18 protein-coding genes and 1 pseudogene are annotated in these 15704 nt (G+C 63.8%); 8 read left to right on the top strand and 11 right to left on the bottom strand.

Annotation, left to right across the window (positions count from 1 at the left end):
• The first annotated feature begins 217 nt into the window (after positions 1 to 217).
• The gene (locus tag H0241_RS25650; protein ID WP_181060627.1) at positions 218 to 922 is read left to right on the top strand and encodes a DUF805 domain-containing protein; all 705 of its coding nucleotides are present in this window, start codon (positions 218 to 220) and stop codon (positions 920 to 922) included.
• A gap of 67 nt (positions 923 to 989) precedes the next feature.
• Positions 990 to 1652, top strand: coding sequence for a DUF805 domain-containing protein (locus tag H0241_RS25645; RefSeq protein WP_181060626.1), 663 nt, complete (start codon positions 990 to 992; stop codon positions 1650 to 1652).
• On the opposite strand, the gene H0241_RS25640 is transcribed toward H0241_RS25645, so the two are convergent.
• From H0241_RS25640 to leuD, 6 genes are all read right to left on the bottom strand, one after another.
• Entirely contained in the window at positions 1642 to 2136 is a 495-nt protein-coding gene (locus H0241_RS25640; RefSeq protein ID WP_235984474.1) for a GNAT family N-acetyltransferase, read from the bottom strand. The two genes, H0241_RS25645 and H0241_RS25640, sit on opposite strands and share 11 nt — an antisense overlap.
• Positions 2129 to 3232, bottom strand: a complete 1104-nt coding sequence (gene leuB / locus H0241_RS25635) for a 3-isopropylmalate dehydrogenase (RefSeq protein ID WP_181060625.1) — start codon at positions 3230 to 3232, stop codon at positions 2129 to 2131. Before leuB ends, H0241_RS25640 begins: the two co-directional genes overlap by 8 nt.
• An 86-nt stretch (positions 3233 to 3318) precedes the next feature.
• Positions 3319 to 3669: a VOC family protein gene (locus H0241_RS25630; RefSeq protein WP_181060624.1), complete on the bottom strand. Its 351-nt coding sequence runs from the start codon at positions 3667 to 3669 to the stop codon at positions 3319 to 3321.
• A 13-nt stretch (positions 3670 to 3682) separates the two neighbouring features.
• The gene (locus H0241_RS25625; protein WP_181060623.1) at positions 3683 to 4066 is read right to left on the bottom strand and encodes a RidA family protein; all 384 of its coding nucleotides are present in this window, start codon (positions 4064 to 4066) and stop codon (positions 3683 to 3685) included.
• Positions 4067 to 4383: 317 nt separating this feature from the next.
• Positions 4384 to 5337 carry a hypothetical protein gene (locus H0241_RS25620; RefSeq protein ID WP_181060622.1) on the bottom strand — a complete coding sequence of 318 codons (954 nt, stop codon included), beginning with the start codon at positions 5335 to 5337 and terminating at the stop codon, positions 4384 to 4386.
• A 70-nt stretch (positions 5338 to 5407) separates the two neighbouring features.
• A complete protein-coding gene (gene leuD / locus H0241_RS25615; RefSeq protein WP_181060621.1) occupies positions 5408 to 6013 on the bottom strand; it encodes a 3-isopropylmalate dehydratase small subunit in 606 nt (201 codons plus the stop codon).
• A gap of 168 nt (positions 6014 to 6181) precedes the next feature.
• Between leuD and H0241_RS25610 the strand changes: the two are divergent.
• From H0241_RS25610 to H0241_RS25595, 4 genes and pseudogenes are all read left to right on the top strand, one after another.
• A pseudogene (locus H0241_RS25610) lies at positions 6182 to 6608 on the top strand (GNAT family N-acetyltransferase).
• A gap of 73 nt (positions 6609 to 6681) precedes the next feature.
• A complete protein-coding gene (locus H0241_RS25605) occupies positions 6682 to 6996 on the top strand; it encodes an ArsR/SmtB family transcription factor (protein ID WP_210285077.1) in 315 nt (104 codons plus the stop codon).
• Positions 6993 to 7442, top strand: coding sequence for an SRPBCC family protein (locus tag H0241_RS25600; RefSeq protein ID WP_181060619.1), 450 nt, complete (start codon positions 6993 to 6995; stop codon positions 7440 to 7442). The genes H0241_RS25605 and H0241_RS25600 overlap by 4 nt, the downstream gene beginning before the upstream one ends.
• Before the next feature lie 42 nt (positions 7443 to 7484).
• Complete coding sequence (locus tag H0241_RS25595; RefSeq protein WP_235984473.1) at positions 7485 to 7976, top strand: SRPBCC family protein; 492 nt, start codon at positions 7485 to 7487, stop codon at positions 7974 to 7976.
• Positions 7977 to 8186: 210 nt separating this feature from the next.
• Here H0241_RS25595 and H0241_RS25590 read toward each other — a convergent pair whose 3' ends face one another.
• From H0241_RS25590 to H0241_RS25575, 4 genes are all read right to left on the bottom strand, one after another.
• On the bottom strand, positions 8187 to 9353 hold the full coding sequence (locus tag H0241_RS25590) for an NAD(P)/FAD-dependent oxidoreductase (protein ID WP_181060618.1): 1167 nt from the start codon (positions 9351 to 9353) through the stop codon (positions 8187 to 8189).
• 80 nt (positions 9354 to 9433) lie between these two features.
• Positions 9434 to 11029 carry a sensor histidine kinase gene (locus tag H0241_RS25585; RefSeq protein WP_181060617.1) on the bottom strand — a complete coding sequence of 532 codons (1596 nt, stop codon included), beginning with the start codon at positions 11027 to 11029 and terminating at the stop codon, positions 9434 to 9436.
• Positions 11017 to 11709, bottom strand: coding sequence for a response regulator transcription factor (locus H0241_RS25580; RefSeq protein WP_181060616.1), 693 nt, complete (start codon positions 11707 to 11709; stop codon positions 11017 to 11019). Before H0241_RS25580 ends, H0241_RS25585 begins: the two co-directional genes overlap by 13 nt.
• 3 nt (positions 11710 to 11712) lie before the next feature.
• The gene (locus H0241_RS25575) at positions 11713 to 13254 is read right to left on the bottom strand and encodes a DUF4153 domain-containing protein (RefSeq protein WP_181060615.1); all 1542 of its coding nucleotides are present in this window, start codon (positions 13252 to 13254) and stop codon (positions 11713 to 11715) included.
• Positions 13255 to 13883: 629 nt separating this feature from the next.
• Here H0241_RS25575 and H0241_RS25570 point away from each other — a divergent pair.
• Entirely contained in the window at positions 13884 to 14765 is an 882-nt protein-coding gene (locus tag H0241_RS25570; RefSeq protein ID WP_181060614.1) for an HpcH/HpaI aldolase/citrate lyase family protein, read from the top strand.
• Between the two features lie 64 nt (positions 14766 to 14829).
• On the top strand, positions 14830 to 15036 hold the full coding sequence (locus H0241_RS25565) for a DUF1737 domain-containing protein (RefSeq protein WP_023673921.1): 207 nt from the start codon (positions 14830 to 14832) through the stop codon (positions 15034 to 15036).
• A gap of 226 nt (positions 15037 to 15262) precedes the next feature.
• Here H0241_RS25565 and H0241_RS25560 read toward each other — a convergent pair whose 3' ends face one another.
• On the bottom strand, positions 15263 to 15685 hold the full coding sequence (locus H0241_RS25560) for a metallopeptidase family protein (RefSeq protein ID WP_181060613.1): 423 nt from the start codon (positions 15683 to 15685) through the stop codon (positions 15263 to 15265).
• Positions 15686 to 15704 lie beyond the last annotated feature (19 nt).

Genomic DNA, 15704 nt, shown 5'->3' with positions numbered 1-15704 from the left:
TATATTGACGGGGAGAAGGGGCTGGCCGCAGCTTCGGCGCCCTTCTTGCATCGTTGGCGATTGGCGAAACCTTCGGTGACAGCGTCCCTCGCCCCGTTTACGGGGAGAGGATGCCGGCAGGCAGGTGAGGGGCGGCGCCGACATTGGACAGGCGAAGCCACCCCCTTGCAGTCGGTCGCAACTTTGAACAGTCTGTGCCAACACGGGGGTGAGGCGGATGCGCGGCGAAGTTCTGCACTATGACGAGGCCCAGGGCTTCGGTTTCATCACCGGGGCGGACGGCAACCGCTATACGTTCGCGCGCGAGAATCTGCGCCGCGATACGGTGATTGCCAACGGCGCTGTGGTCGAGTTCCTGCCGGCGAGCGGCCAGGCGCGCGACGTTTTCTCGATCCGCGCCCAGGCCGCCAGTCCCGCCACCGCTGCTCCAGCGGCAAGCGCCGCGCCGCCCAAAGCCGCCGCTTCAGCCGCCCCGCAGCATTTCGGTCGCCTGGCTGAGGATGGCGCGATCCACGATAGCGGACTGCCGGGTTATTTCTGGCGGGGCGTGACGCGCAACTACATCAATTTCGCCGAACGCGCCCGCCGCAAGGAATTCTGGAGCTATTGCCTGTTCTGGACCGTCAGCTTCATCCTGGTCGGTCTTGTCGGCGCCCTCGCCGACCAGACGATCGGGAATTTCAACGACGGCAACGGCCCGATCGTGACCATCGGTGTATGGGGCCTGTTTGTGCTGGCGACGTTCCTGCCCTGGCTTGGGCTCATCGTCCGCCGCCTGCACGATATCGGGCTGACCGGCTGGCTCGTCCTGCTGATTCTCGTGCCGACCTTCGGCACCCTGGCCATAATCGTGTTCGGACTGATCCCGACCCAAGGCCACGAAAACCAGTGGGGGCCTGTTCCGCAGGGCGTCCGGGTTTAGGGCCTGCGCGTGCATTGAAGTTGCGAGCAACCCTGGGTAGTATTGCGCGCTAAACAGAGGGAATCGCATGCGCGGTGCAATTTACCACTACGATGAAGATCAGGACTTCGGTTACATCAACGGTGTCGACGGCAAGCGCTACATTTTTGCCCGTGCCGATCTGGATCAGCCGGCGGTTCCCGCCAAGGGCGCTCTCGTCGAATTTCAGCCAGACGATGGCACGGCGCATAATATAGTCGCCGCGGCCTCGCCCGCCCCATCGCCAAGCATCAGCCAACCGCCACGGCCGGGCCGACTTGTCGAAACACGGTCTGCCGAATCTACAGGACTGTGGGCCTATTTTGGACGAACGATGAGCGTGAACTATTTCAATTTCAACGGACGCGCCCGCCGCAAGGAATTCTGGGCCTTTTGGCTATGCTGTATTCTTGTCCTAGCAGCGCTTTTTGGCTTCGGGATACTCTTCAATCTGGCCGTCAACGGCTTCGGCATCAATGCGGGCAAGACGTCGGTCGGATTCCTACCCTTCGTTATCTTCGCATTGGCATGCAACCTGCCATGGATCGCGCTTTCCGTACGGCGTGTGCACGACATCGGCCTGAGCGGTTGGCTCGTCTTGCTCTGCGTCATCCCAGCTATCGGCGGTGTGGCTTTGCTGGTCTTCGGGCTTATGCCGTCTCAAGTGGGCGAGAACCCTTGGGGGGTCATGCCGGCGGGTGTTAAAGTTTAGTTGCCTTCAGCACCTCGCCCGACAACCTGAGAAACACCTTCTGCCCGTGCCGTTCGGCGCCGAGCCGGTCGTAGAAACGCAACGCGCCTTCGTTCCAGTCCTCGGTGGTGAGATCGATGCGGCCGATGCCTTCCCTCAGGCAATGATCGGCGAGAAAGCCAAGCAGTGCTCGGCCGGCGCCGGCGTTGCGGGCTTCTTCGCGCACGAACAGGTCTTTCAGAAACATCAGGCGCTCAAGATCGATGCCGGGATGCGCGATCGCCACCGAAGCGAGGCCCGCAACCTTGCCGCCGGCGAAGGCGAGCGCGAAATGCGGATAGGCCGGGCTTTCGTCGCCGAGCCATTTTCGTGCCGTGGCCGTCGCCCGGCCATGATCGAGCGGCGCCTGCCGGTAGTGCGCCGCCATCTCGCAAAGCACGGTGGCAAGCGCTTCGGCGTCGTCGGTCGTCGCCCAGCGGACGTCGACCGTTATCGCGTCAGCCAAGGAACTTGGCGATGATGGCATCCCCCATCGCGACGGTGCCGACTTCGGTCATGCCTTCGGACAGGATATCCTTGGTGCGCAACCCGTCATCGAGCACCGCGGCGATTGCGCCTTCGAGCTTGTCGGCCTCATCGACCATGCCGAAGGAATAGCGCAGGCACATGGCGAAGGACGCGATCATGGCGATCGGGTTGGCGATGCCCTGGCCGGCAATGTCGGGCGCCGAGCCGTGCACCGGCTCGTAGAGCGCCTTGCGCTTCTTGGTCTTCACATCAGGCGCGCCGAGCGAGGCCGATGGCAGCATGCCGATCGATCCCGTCAGCATGGCGGCGATGTCGGACAGCATGTCGCCGAACAGATTGTCGGTGACGATGACGTCGAACTGTTTTGGCCAGCGCACCAGCTGCATGCCGCCGGCATCGGCCAGCATGTGGTCGAGCTTGACGTCGGCATATCTGGCCTTTTGGGTTTGGGTGACGACCTCATTCCACAGCACGCCCGACTTCATCACGTTGCGCTTTTCCATGGATGTCACATGGTTGCGGCGGGTCCGCGCGAGCTCGAAAGCGACGCCTGAAATGCGCTCGATCTCGAACGTGTCGTAGACCTGCGTGTCGATACCGCGCTTCTGGCCGTTGCCGAGATCGATGATCTGCTTGGGCTCGCCGAAATAGACGCCGCCGGTGAGCTCGCGCACGATCAGGATGTCAAGACCTTCGACCACCTCCTGCTTCAGCGAGGAAGACGCGGCGAGCGCCGGATAGCAGATGGCGGGACGAAGATTGGCGAACAGCTCCATGTCCTTGCGCAACCGCAGCAGCCCGGCCTCGGGACGCACCTCGTAAGGCACCTTGTCCCATTTCGGCCCGCCGACGGCGCCGAACAGCACCGCATCCGCCGCCATCGCCTTTTCCATGTCGGCATCCGAAATCGCCGCGCCATGCGCATCGTAGGCGCAGCCGCCGACCAGGCCTTCATCGGTGGTAAAACCGCTGCCGAGCTTGGCGTTCATAGCCGCGATCAGCTTCTTCACCTCGGCCATCGCCTCGGGGCCAATGCCGTCGCCGGCGAGCAGGAGAAGATTTTTCGAAGCCATCAGAACCGTCCAATGCTGTTTGGAGAAACCGCGGCCTTGCTAAACGCCAAGCGGGCTGTGCGCAAGCCTGCGGTTGGGAAGCGCAATCACCGATGCGAGAGAATGTTGACCAGTCTGCCGAACGGATCGCGCACATAGAAGCGGCGCACGCCCCAGGGCTCGTCGGCCGGACCGTATTCGACGGCGAAGCCGGCGGCCTTCATGCCCTCGAGCGCCGCGTCGACATCATCGACCTCGATGGAGAGGTCCGGCACCGGCGTGCCGGAGCCGCCCTGGGCCATGAAGCTGATCTGCACCTGCATCCGTTCGTCGGACCCGTAGGTGACGATCCAGCCTTGATCCATCAGCACGTCGAGGCCAAGCACGTCCTGGTAGAAGCGCTTCGCCGCTGCCGCGTCCGGTGTCCCGATATTGGCGACGATGCGGCGGACCGTCATGGCTTTGGCCTCCTCATACCGACCGCCGCAGCGCCGTGACTTCGATCTCGATCTTCATTTCCGGCTTGTTGAGCTGGCACACAATCATCGTCGCCGCCGGGCGGATGTCGCCGAAGGCCTCGCCGAGGATCGGAAAGACGACATCCACGAAGGCCTGGTCGGTGATGTAGTAGTGCGCCCGCACCACATCGGCCATCTCGAAGCCGCCGTCCTGGAGCGCCTTGGCGATGGTGGCCAGGCAATTGCGCGTCTGCGCCTCGACCGTCTCCGGCATGGTCATCGTCGCATAGTCGTAGCCGGTCGTTCCCGACACGAAACACCAGTCGCCCTGCACCACCGCGCGCGAATAGCCGGCGGTTTTTTCGAAGGGCGAACCGGTGGAGATGAGTTTGCGCATGGGGCGTCTCGCGGTGTTGAGGGCGTCATCCTGCGAGGAAAGAGGCAATCTGGCCATAGGCCAAAGTTCGCGGATTTACGGTGCAAAGGACTCTTTGATGCTGGCGGGACAGCGCCCCCCTCTGGCCTGCCGGCCATCTCCCCCACTTGGGGGAGATCAGACGTCACGCTGGCTTTCGCCAATCTCCAACGTCGCAAGGCGAGCGGGGCGCCGAAGCTGCCAATCTCCCCCCAAGTGGGGGAGATGTCCGGCAGGACAGAGGGGGGCGCGAAGGATCGCAGCGTAATAGAAGGCGCGTATGCGCTGCGTCCGCGAACCTAATTCCCCTGCGCCTTGTCCATTGCTTCCTTCACATCCGCCGGCCAGGTCTTCACGTCAGGCCAGGCCTGCGGCTGGCCATCGTCGCCGCGACGGGCGAAGTAGAGCGTGTGCTTGGCCGGGTCGACCGCCATGAAGCCGTCATTGCCGCCGCAATCATGCGGCACGCAGCCGCTGGCATAGAAGGCGCCGGACGCGGTCTTTTCGGTGCCGCCGCCGACCAAAAGGCTGGTCGCCATGTCGGGCATGGTGTCGCCGAGCAGCGTCTGCGCCGCCTTGTAGACAGCCTCGTTGTGGAAGGCATCGATGACGTTCTGGTACTTGGAGGGGTCGATGTCTTTCCAATCGGTGCCGGGCTGCGGTGCGTAGGTCAGATCGCCTGAAATCGTCAGCCCTTCGGTGGGCGACCACTGCAGCGCCTGCTGCGAAGCGCCCGGCAAGAGATAGGGCACGAAATAGATGGCATTGTCGGCCACCGCCGCCGGCGGCGCGCCGCATTCGTCCTGCTCGACGGTAAGGCTCTGGATCTCGCCGCCTTCCGGCTTCCAGACGATGACCGTGGCCGGGCCGCACTGGTTGCCACCATCGCCGACGTCGACCAGCGCGACGTTGACGCCGCCGACCTTGACGACCTTGTCGAAGAACACGTCGTAATTGCTGGTCAGCTGCTTGCCGTCATAGGCCAGAACCTTCTCGCCATACTGTTCCTGCTGGGTGATGGTCAGCTGCCCACCCTCGAACGGGATTGGCGCCTGGCTGTCGTCATCGGTGGCCGCTGCGGCGTCGTCGCTGCCGGTGTCTTGATCCTGCTGGTCAGTCGCGCCTTGGTCGGCCGCCGGCTGGTTGACCGGCTTCTGGGCGGTGGCGGCCGGTGTCTGCGTTTGCGCAAAGCTCGCCACCGGCATCAGCATCCACGCCAGCGCGCAAGTGCCGGCAAGAAGCGAGCGTGTCATGACTGTCCCTCCGTTCAGCCCCCACGAACCCAGCCTGAAGCGGCAGGGCTATCCATCTAGATCGTATTTGTCAGGCCCAGGGGCGCTCAGCGGCGTTCTTCTTCTCGAACGAGGCGATGGCGCCGGCCTTTTCCATGGTCAGGCCGATATCGTCGAGGCCGTTCAAGAGGCAGTGGCGCTTGAAGTCGTCGAGGTCGAAGGTGACCACACCGCCGTCCGGTCCGCGGATTTCCTTGGCCTCAAGGTCGACCGACACCGTCGCGTTGGAGCCGCGCGAGGCGTCGTCCATCAGCTTCTCCAGATCTTCCGGGCTGACGGTGATCGGCAAGATGCCGTTCTTGAAGCAGTTATTATAGAAAATATCGGCGAACGAGGTCGAGATGACGCAGCGAATGCCGAAATCGAGCAACGCCCACGGCGCGTGTTCGCGCGACGAGCCGCAGCCGAAATTGTCGCCGGCGACCAGGATCTGCGCCTTGCGGTAGGCCGGCTTGTTGAGCACGAAGTCGGGGTTTTCCGAGCCGTCATCCAAGTAGCGCATTTCGGCGAACAGGCCGCTGCCGAGCCCGGTGCGCTTGATCGTCTTGAGATAATCCTTGGGGATGATCATGTCGGTGTCGACATTGACGATCGGCATCGGTGCGGCGACGCCGGTGAGCTTGGTGAACTTGTCCATGGCTTTTGCCCGTATTTCGTTGCGGGAGATTGCTGACGCACCGTTTACACAAAGCTGCGGGCAAATAAAAGGCAACTGTTCGTGCATGCCCTTGGTCCATGCGAAGACGAGGAGCTTTCGGGCAAAAACAGCTTCGAAATCATTGCCCTCTGGTGCAGTCTGGTTGACATGAGCGAGCAATCACATGTCATCTATGCCAGCGAGCCTGGGCTCGGCATTGCCGAGTTTCGCCGCGTGCTGGTGGAATCCGGGCTCGGCGATACGCGCCCTGTCGAAGACGATGCCCGGCTGCAGGCGATGCTTTCCGGCGCGAACCTGGTGCTGACGGCGCGGCTCAATGTCGAAGGCCGACCACTGATTGGCGTGGCCCGCGCCATCACTGACTTTTCCTGGGGTGTGCTACATTTCAGAGCTCGCCGTGTGCCAATCGGCGCAAGGGCTTGGCATCGGCAAAGGCCTGATGGACGAGGCGCGCCGGCAGCTTGGGCCGTCGGTCGCCATCAGCCTGATTTCGATGCCAGACGCCGTCGGCTTCTACGAGCGCATCGGCATGAAGCGCATGGCCGATGCCTTCTGGTTCTCCCGCAAGCGCTGACGTGAGGCGGTCGCTTCGCTGTGACATCGCCTCTTGACATGCAACCATTTGGTTGCATATTAAACAGATGAGCATGGATGCCGTCTTTCGCGCCCTCGCCGACCCGACACGCCGGCAATTGCTGGATAGCCTCCATGACAGGAACGGGCAGACGCTGAACGCGCTGTGCGAACGGACGGATATGACACGCCAGGCGGTGACCAAGCATCTGGCGATCCTGGAAGAGGCGAACGTCATCACCACCGTCCGCAACGGACGGGAAAAGGAGCATTACCTGAATTCCGTTCCCATCAACGAGATCGCCGAACGCTGGATCGGCAAATTCGAACGAGGACGGCTGACCGCCCTCAGCGACTTGAAGAAGCGCCTTGAAAGGGAAGAGCCATGAGCAATGCCTTCGTCTATGTGACCTATATCCGCACCACGCCAGAGAAGCTCTGGGAGGCGCTGACCGAACCGGAATTTCACCTGCAATATTTCCTCGGCGCCCAGATGCAGAGCGACTGGAAGAAAGGCTCGGCGTGGAAGATGGTCTATCCCGACGGCCGCGTCACCGACAGCGGCGAGATTGTCGATGTCGATCCGCCAAGGCGTCTGGTCATCAAATGGCGCAATGAATTCATGCCGGACGTGAAGGCCGATGGCTACACGCATTGCACCTTCGTCATCGAGCAGGAAGGCGACATGATGAAGCTCGCCGTCACCCATGCCGCGGACGGTCCGCACCGTCTTCTGGAACATGTCGGCAATGGCTGGCCGCTGGTGCTGTCAAGCCTGAAGAGCCTGCTCGAAACCGGCAAGGGCCTGTCGCGCCCGGCATCAAAGGCGGCTTAACTCGTTTCGATAACGAAACAATCGCTTAGGGAGGTTGCCCTGATGCACGATCCAGTGGTGGCGCAAAGCATGACCAATGGCGAGACCGTCATGGCAAGCGCCGAGATCGCCGCGCCACCGGAGCGCGTCTTCAACGCGCTGATTACGGATGAAGTCGAGCGCTGGTGGGGCTCCGCCGAAAGCTACCGGATGGTCGATTGGACAGCTGACTTGCGCATCGGCGGCCGGTGGCAAGTCGTCGCCTGGACCATTGCTGGCGAGGACCATCCCGCCGGCGGCGAGTTCCTCGAAATCCAGGCGCCGCGCCGGATCGTGCAGACGCGGGCCTATGACTGGGACCATCCGACACTTGGCCGGCGGCGGACGACGGTGGCCTACCTGCTGGAGCCGATAGCCGGAGGCACACGCCTCACCATCTGCCATGGCGGCTTTGGCGGGCTGGGCGAGGCGGCGGCCGAACATGCCGAGGATTGGGGACGGGTGCTGGGATGGCTGCAGGCGTATGTCGAGGCTGGAAAACTGGCGGCGGCATAGAGGCGCGTGCTTTCCTTCTCCCCTTGTGGGAGAAGGTGGCCGAGCGAAGCTCGGTCGGATGAGGGGTGCTCCAGCTTGGCGCAAACCTTCATCCAACAGTTGGCATTACGACCGCGTCGCCAACGCCTCATTTCTTCCAACACCCCTCATCCGTCTCGGCGCTGCGCGCCGATCCACCTTCTCCCACAGGGGGAGAAGGGAAGACCGCGCTCAAATCACGTTCAATTCCCGGAACGCCCGCCCCTCGGCCACGCGGCTGTACCCAAACGCCGAGCAATCCACCGTCCGGTAGCCGCCATGCACCAGCAACTCCGCCAGCGCCTTGCCGACCGCCGGTGCCTGCTGCAGGCCGTGGCCCGAAAATCCGTTGGCGAAGATGAAATTGCCGACCTCGGGATGCGGGCCGATGACGGCATTCTGGTCGAGCGTGTTGTAGTCATAATGGCCAGCCCAGGCGCGTGTCGCCTTGATCGCCTCGAAGGCGGGGATACGGGTTGCCAGCACCGGCCAGATCACCTCTTCGAACAGCGGCCAGTCGACATCGAAATCGGCTGGATCAGCGGGACCATCGCCCTCTTCCGGCTCGGCGCCAGCGGTGATGTAGACCGAGCCTTCCGGCCTGAGCCAGATACCGCTCGGGTCGACCAGCAGTGGCATATCGGAATATTTTTCGCGCGCCTCGAACACAAAGACGTTTCGCTTGCGCGGTTCGACCGGCAGCGCTAGCCCGGCCATAGCTGCCACCTTGCCGGCATTCGGCCCGGCGGCGTTGACGATGATGCCCGCCTCGAGTTTTTCGCCATTGTCGAGGGTGACGCCGGTGACGCGGTCGCCCTGCCGCTCGATGCCGGTGACATCGGCGGTGATGAAATCGATCTTTTTCGCGCGCAGCGCCTTGCGGAACAGCATCAGCATGGCATGCGCGTCGAACCAGCCCTCGCCGGTTCGGCCGTAGGCGCCGGCGCTGATGCCTTCCGTCGACAGCCACGAAAACCGCCGCGCCAGCTGGTCGGCGTCCTCGAGCACGATGTCGGCGCCCTCGGCGATCTGCGCTTCGTGGTTGGCTTTTAGGATCGGCAGCCCGGCCTCGCCGGCCAGGATCAGATAGCCGCCCTCGTGAAAGCCGATATCGGCATCCGCGCCAAAGGTTTCCTTCAGCCGCCGGAACAGTTTCAGCGTGAACTGCGACAGCCGGATGTTTTCCGGGATCGAGAATTGCTGGCGGATGGAGGCGCAGGACAGCGTCGTTGCCGCATGGGCGAATTGCGGATCGCGCTCGATCAGCGCGATCGAGCCGGAAAAGCCTTCCTCGCGCAGATAGTAGGCGACCGAGGAGCCGACGATGGCTCCGCCGATGATGACGATGTCGTAGCGCACTCTTGTTCTCCGATTTGAGCATGATGCCGAAAAGTGTGAAGTCGGACGACATCATGCTCTATTCATTTCGCCCGCATACCTCACGCGGCCGGTAAGGAAATCTCGAAGCGCGTGCCGCGCCCGGAGTCAACCAGCGCGATCGTGCCATCATGCGCTTTCAGGAGGGCCAGCACGATGCCGAGGCCCATGCCGGTGCCACCGGATTCGCGCCGCGTGGTGAAAAACGGTTCGAAGATACGGGCCCTGTTGCTCGGCGAAATGCCGGCGCCATCGTCGCTGACGGCAATGGTCACCTTGCCCTCGATGGTGGCCGCCGCCAGCAAAACCTGCGTCGCGCCGTGCCTGGCCGAATTGTCGATCAGATTGGCAAGCACGATCGCCGCATTCTCGGCCGAGATGCGCAGGCTAATGGTGCCACCCGCTTCGACGCCGACCGCCAGCCGGCCATCCACCGGCAGCAGGGCCAGCGCTGCATCGAGCGATGTGCTTTCGCCGCTCGGCGCCAGGTTCTCGGCCCGCGCCAGGTCGAGCAGGCGCCGCACCAGCAGGTTAAGCCTTCCGGCGTCGTTGACGATGTTGCCGGAAAACCGCTTTCGCTCGGCCGCGTCCATCGCTTCGCCGGAATCGCGCAACAGCTCGGCCGCGCCCTGGATCGCCGTCAGCGGCGATTTGAGCTCATGCGAGACATGCGTGGCAAAGGTCTGGATGCTGTCGGAGCGCGCCTGCAGCTTTTCGGCCATGTCGAGAAAGGCGGCGGACAGTTCGGCCATTTCGCGCGTGCCGTGATGGTCGAGCGGCCGGATCGCGTCGCGGTCGCCGGCGGCGATGCGCCGTGTGCGCTCCATCAGTGCGTAGATCGGCCGGCTGACGGTGCGCAGGAACACCAGCGCGATCAGCAGCGTGCCGAAGAGCATGGCGATGGCCGCGAGCGTCACCTTGCCGCGTTCGCCATAGAGATGTTTGACGATGTTGTTCGGCGTCCGCGACAGATAGATCACGCCGGCGACCCGCCCGTCGACCGCGACCGGCATGGCAACGAAGACGCGGACCTTCGTGCCGCGGCTGACCGAATAGAGCGGCGGCGGCGGCTGGTCGGGAATTCTTTGTCTCAACACGCTGGCGTAGTGGCCGGACAATGCTGTTCGCACCTCGTCGACACCGCCGAGCGACAGTCCGATCTCATCGCGACCGGCAATAACAACGCCCTTGGGATCGAGCAGCCGGAAGCCGGCCAGCGTGGTTTTCTGCGTGGCGTCGAGAATGCCCGACAACCGCGCGCCGATCACCGCAAAGGCCGGATCGGTGGTGGCGGCGATGCCGGCGGGCCGGGTCGGCAGCAGATAGTCGGAGGCAAGGTCGAGGCTCGGCTCGATCGGCTGGTAAGGCGAGTCGTCGCTGCGGCTGGCATCGTCGCTCTCTGCTTCAACCGGCGCGCCGAGCTTGTCCGGGGAAATGCCGGCGTCGCGGACATCCTGCGCATAAATGGCGGCAATGACGGCGCCCTGCGCGATCAGCTCGCCCTCGGTCTGGCGGATCAGCTGGTTTTCATAAAGCCGGAAGAAGAACAGGCCGACCAGCGGCAGCGCCAGCACCATGATGAGGATGGCGAGAACCACCGTGGCCAGCCTTGGCCGCCATTTGGTGCCGATCCATTTGGCGTCGCTCAGGCGCCGCATCGGCCGAGCCGGAAACCGACGCCATGCACGGTCTCGATGGCATCGAGACAGCCCGCCGCCGCCAGCTTGGCGCGGATGTTGCGGATATGGCTGTCGACGGTGCGGTCGGCGACATGGATGTTGGCGGCATAGGCGCTGGCCACCACCAGGTCGCGCCCCAGCACATGCGCCGGCCGCGCCAGAAACCCTTTCAGGATCGAGAATTCGATCGCCGTCAGCGCCAGTGCCTTGCCGTCGAAACTGGCGCCGTGGCTGGCCGGCACCAGGCTGAGCTTGCCATGCGCGAAGGCCCTCGCGTCGGCGGGATCCGGCACGGCGCGGGCGCGGCGCAGGATGACGTTGACGCGCGCCACCAGTTCGCGCGGGCTGAACGGCTTCGTCACATAGTCGTCGCCGCCCATTTCGAGCCCGAGGATGCGGTCGATTTCTTCGTCGCGTGCGGACAGGAACAGCACCGGCACGTCGGAGCGTTGTCTCAGCCGCCGGCAGACCTCCAGCCCGTCCATCTCCGGCATGCCGATGTCGAGCACGACGAGATCGGGCTCGCGGCGTTCGATCGCCTGCAGGGCGGCCGCGCCGTCAGACACGGCCTGCGTCTTCATCCCGGCCTTCTCCAGCGCAAAGCAGATGATTTCGCGAATGTGCGGATCGTCGTCGGCGACCAGAATCTGATGCGGCATGGTCTAGCGGTCCGGTGTGGATGGTATGGCAGGCAGCAGAGGTTGTTCTGCAGGAGGAAGCACGAGCGGACCTCTTTTGTCGAGAACCTTGACCAGCCGCCAGCCACGAAAGCTCCAGGCGCGCCACTGCTTCTGTTCGGCGAGATAGTCGTCAGCCATTTGCAGGTCGACCACCCAGGTGGTCAGATGTCCGGTCTGATGCATGTAGTAGCGGTCCAATGCCGGCAGGGCGACAGCGCCGAACGAGCGCAGATACTCGGTATCGAGCGGGGTGCCGGAGCCGGACATCTCAAGAGAATGGTCGACATTGAAGTTGGCAATCAGGGCTGCGAAATTGATGAAGGAGCAGGCATAAAGCGTCGCCGATAGCGTCAGAAGATTGGCGGAGAACAGCCATTCGTTGGATTTTCTGAGCGCGATGCGGGCAATGATCAGCGCAAGCCCGGCCGCCACCAGCCCCATCCAGACGAAAGCCGCGATGCGCCAGTAGGTCAGCGCATAGACGCCGATATAGAGGTCCAGCCGCAGGATCGACGAGATGACCAGCACGATGTTCTGTGCCACCCAGGCATAGACCAGCCGGCGGATCAGCGGATCGCCTGATGTTTCGCTGCCCGGCCGCAGCGCCGCCAGCACGAAGCCGGCGGCCAGCAGCGCGGTGGCGATCAGCGGATAGGCGCCGCGATGCGCATAGGCGGCGTAGCTCAACCCGTCCGGCAGGGCGACCCCGCCCCAGAGATAGGCGGCGTCGAGCGCCGTCTGCAGCGCAAACAAGGCGTTGAAGACGATCAGCGCGCGCAGAATGGCGGCTTTGCCGAAGACGATGTCCTCGATCGTTGTGGCGGATTTTGCCGCAGTCGGTGCGGCCACGGCTGCGGGCGGTGTCAGACGCGGAAGGCGGGGCCGGAAGCGCGGCAGGCGGGGTCGCAGCAAAGCCCAGACACTGGCGAGCACGAACAGCCAGAAGACAATCCGCGCCAGCTGGATGAGGTCGAGCAGCTTCATCAGGTCGATCAGCGACAGCCAGTAATCGATGACCGGATTGGCGGCGCCGAACAAAAGCAGGAACACCGCGCCGAGCGTCACCGGCATGACCCAGACGATGACAGCAGTCAGGCGGATGCGGCGGCCGCCAAGCCGTCGCACCGTTCGGCGCCAGCGGAAGAAGTCACCGATAAGGCGCAGCGGCGCCGCCAGCAGGAACAGCGCGATCTGGCCGGCAATGCGGGCAACGCCGTGCCTCAGCCGCCCGGCTAGCGACAGCGCAAACACGACCAACGCCGCAAGCGCGACCGCGACCGACAGCGGGCTGACATTCTCGGCCAGCGGCAGCAGCGCGACGAACAGGACGGCAGGCTTGAGCCAGGGCCGGGTGGAATTCAGGGCGGCAGGATGAACAGCGACGACCGCACCGGCAATCACGATGGCAAACAAAAGGACAGTGATCCCGGCGGGCTGGCCATAGAAGAAAAAATCCGCCAGCGCGGCGAGCAGGACGGCGACGCCGAAGCGACTGCAAAAGGTCGGCGTGAAGGTCGATGTCATGCGCGGACTTTCCTGATGGGCTGGATCCGGCCGGCGGGCGGGCGGATAAAAGGGAGCAGGCTTGCCTCCGGGCAAGGGCGGGCCTCGGGCCGGGGCGGGTCGACCAGCCACCAGCTTTCGCTGCGCAGCCGATAAGGCAGGGACCAACGGTGGGTGCGTCGCTGTTGCATGCCGCTGTTGTCGCGGGCTCGCATGGAGGCGCCGGGGCGGAGCGGAGGAGGTTTCCCGCAGAGATGTGCAGTTTTCGTGCAGGACCTGCGCTTCAAGCCTACCATCCTTTCCGGACGTTGGCGCCGCCCCGGCCACGCTCCCTTCCTCTCCCTCCGGAGGGGGGAGAGGTGGCTCGGCGAAGCCGAGACGGAGTGGGGAACCACCTGGCAATCGTCGCGAACGGACATAGGAAGGGCACTAGCGCAAGCATCGCTTCGCTTTGCGCCCAAGGGTCGACCCCCACTCCGTCGAGCTTCGCTCGACACCTCTCCCCCGATCGACGGGGGAGAGGAAGGGCCCTTCCGCAACTGCGGAGGAGGACGAGCAGACAAGGGGCAGCGCAAGCTTTCGCGGTTGGCTCGTTATCAGATACCGGTCGGACGCTTGCCTCCACCAACCACACGCGGCATAGATCGGCCATGACAAGCGAACCCCACCGCCCGCGGCGCTCTGTGCTCTATGTCCCGGCTTCCAACGACAAGGCGCTGGCCAAGATCGCAGCGCTGGCCTGCGATGCTGTCATCATCGATCTCGAAGACGCCGTCGCGCCCGCCGACAAGGTCGCGGCGCGCGAAAAATTGGCCGGCATTTTCGCCAGCCGACCCAAGCGGCGCTGCGAGATGATCGTACGCGTCAACGCGCTGTCCAGCGAATGGGGCAACGATGATCTGCTGGCCGCGGCAAAATTCGAGCCAGACGGCATCCTGTTGTCCAAGGTCGCCACACCGCGCGACATTCTGGAAGTCGGTGATGTGCTCGACGACAATTTTGCTCCCGACAGCGTCAAACTCTGGGCAATGATCGAGACGCCAAAGGCCATGCTCAACATCGGCGCCATCGCCGAGCTCGGCCGCGACCCGGCCTCGCGTCTCAATTGTTTCGTTGCCGGAACGAACGATCTGGTCATGGAGACCGGCATTCTGGCGACGCCCGACCGGCGCTATCTCGTGCCCTGGCTGATGCAGATGGTGCTGGCCGCGCGCGCCGGCGGCATCGACATGCTCGATGGCGTCTCCAACGATTTTCGCGATCCTGACGCGTTTGCGCGCGAATGCACGGAAGCCGCCGCCATGGGCTTCGACGGCAAGACGCTGATCCACCCGGCCCAGGTCGACGCCGCCAACCATGCCTTTGCGCCCGCGCCCGAAGCCCTTGCCGAGGCGCGTGCGGTGAAAGATGCCTTCGCCTTGCCCGAAAATGCCGGCAAGGGCGTGATTGCGCTGGACGGCAGGATGGTCGAGCGGCTGCATCTGGCGCAAGCCGAAAAACTGCTGGCGAAAGCCGCCGCCATCGGCGCATGATTGCCTAAGCCGGCTTCGGAACAATCCCGCCCGACAACACAGAATTCACGACAGGACCTGACCCATGAGACTTTACCGCTTTCTGTCCGCCCCCGACGATTCAACCTTCTGCCACAAGGTGACCGCGGCGCTGAACAAGGGCTGGCATTTGTACGGCTCGCCAACCTACGCCTACGACAAGAAGACCAAGTCGATGCGCTGCGGCCAGGCGGTGGTGAAGGATATCGACGGCCAGGAATACGGGCCGGATACCAAGCTGAGCGATTGGTAGGCTTTGCAGGCACCTACGCAGGCTGTGTTGAGATTCAGGTCAGGCTGAGCCGAGAATGGCTGATACCGAGAACCGGAGCGGAGCGTACTTGAAGTACGTGAGCACCGGCCTACGCCGGCCGTAGCCTTAACTGCCGCAACCACTCATGCAGGCTTCGGCCGGCGAAGGCCGGAAGCGCAGGTATCTGCCGTTCGCAGGCCAGCCTCACCTGAATATCGACGCAGCCTTACTCGGCCGCCTCTTCGAGCTTCTCCATATCATCGTCCGACAGGCCGAAGTGGTGGCCGATCTCGTGGATCAGCACGTGGGTGACGATGTCGCCCAGCGTCTCCTCGTTCTCGGCCCAGTAGTCGAGGATGGCGCGGCGGTAGAGGGTGATGCGGTTCGGGCCTTCGCCGGTCTGCGGGTTCCAGCGCTCGGCGATGCCGCGGCCCTCGAACAGGCCGAGCAGGTCGAACGGCGTCTCCAGCGACAGATCGTCCATGATCTCGTCGGTCGGGAACTCGGCGATCTGGATGACGATCTCGCCGGTGAGCTTGCGAAAATCGTCCGGCAGATGCGCATACGCCTCCAGCGCCAGGAACTCCATTTCCTCGATCGAGGGCGAGAGTTCGTCGTGCCAGGTGCGGGTCTTGTAGATGCGGGCCATGCTTTAGTCCTTTGATCCC

It is taken from the genome of Mesorhizobium neociceri (assembly GCF_013520985.1).
Taxonomy (GTDB): Bacteria; Pseudomonadota; Alphaproteobacteria; order Rhizobiales; family Rhizobiaceae; genus Mesorhizobium; species Mesorhizobium neociceri.
This window is presented reverse-complemented; position numbering and strand designations above follow the sequence as displayed.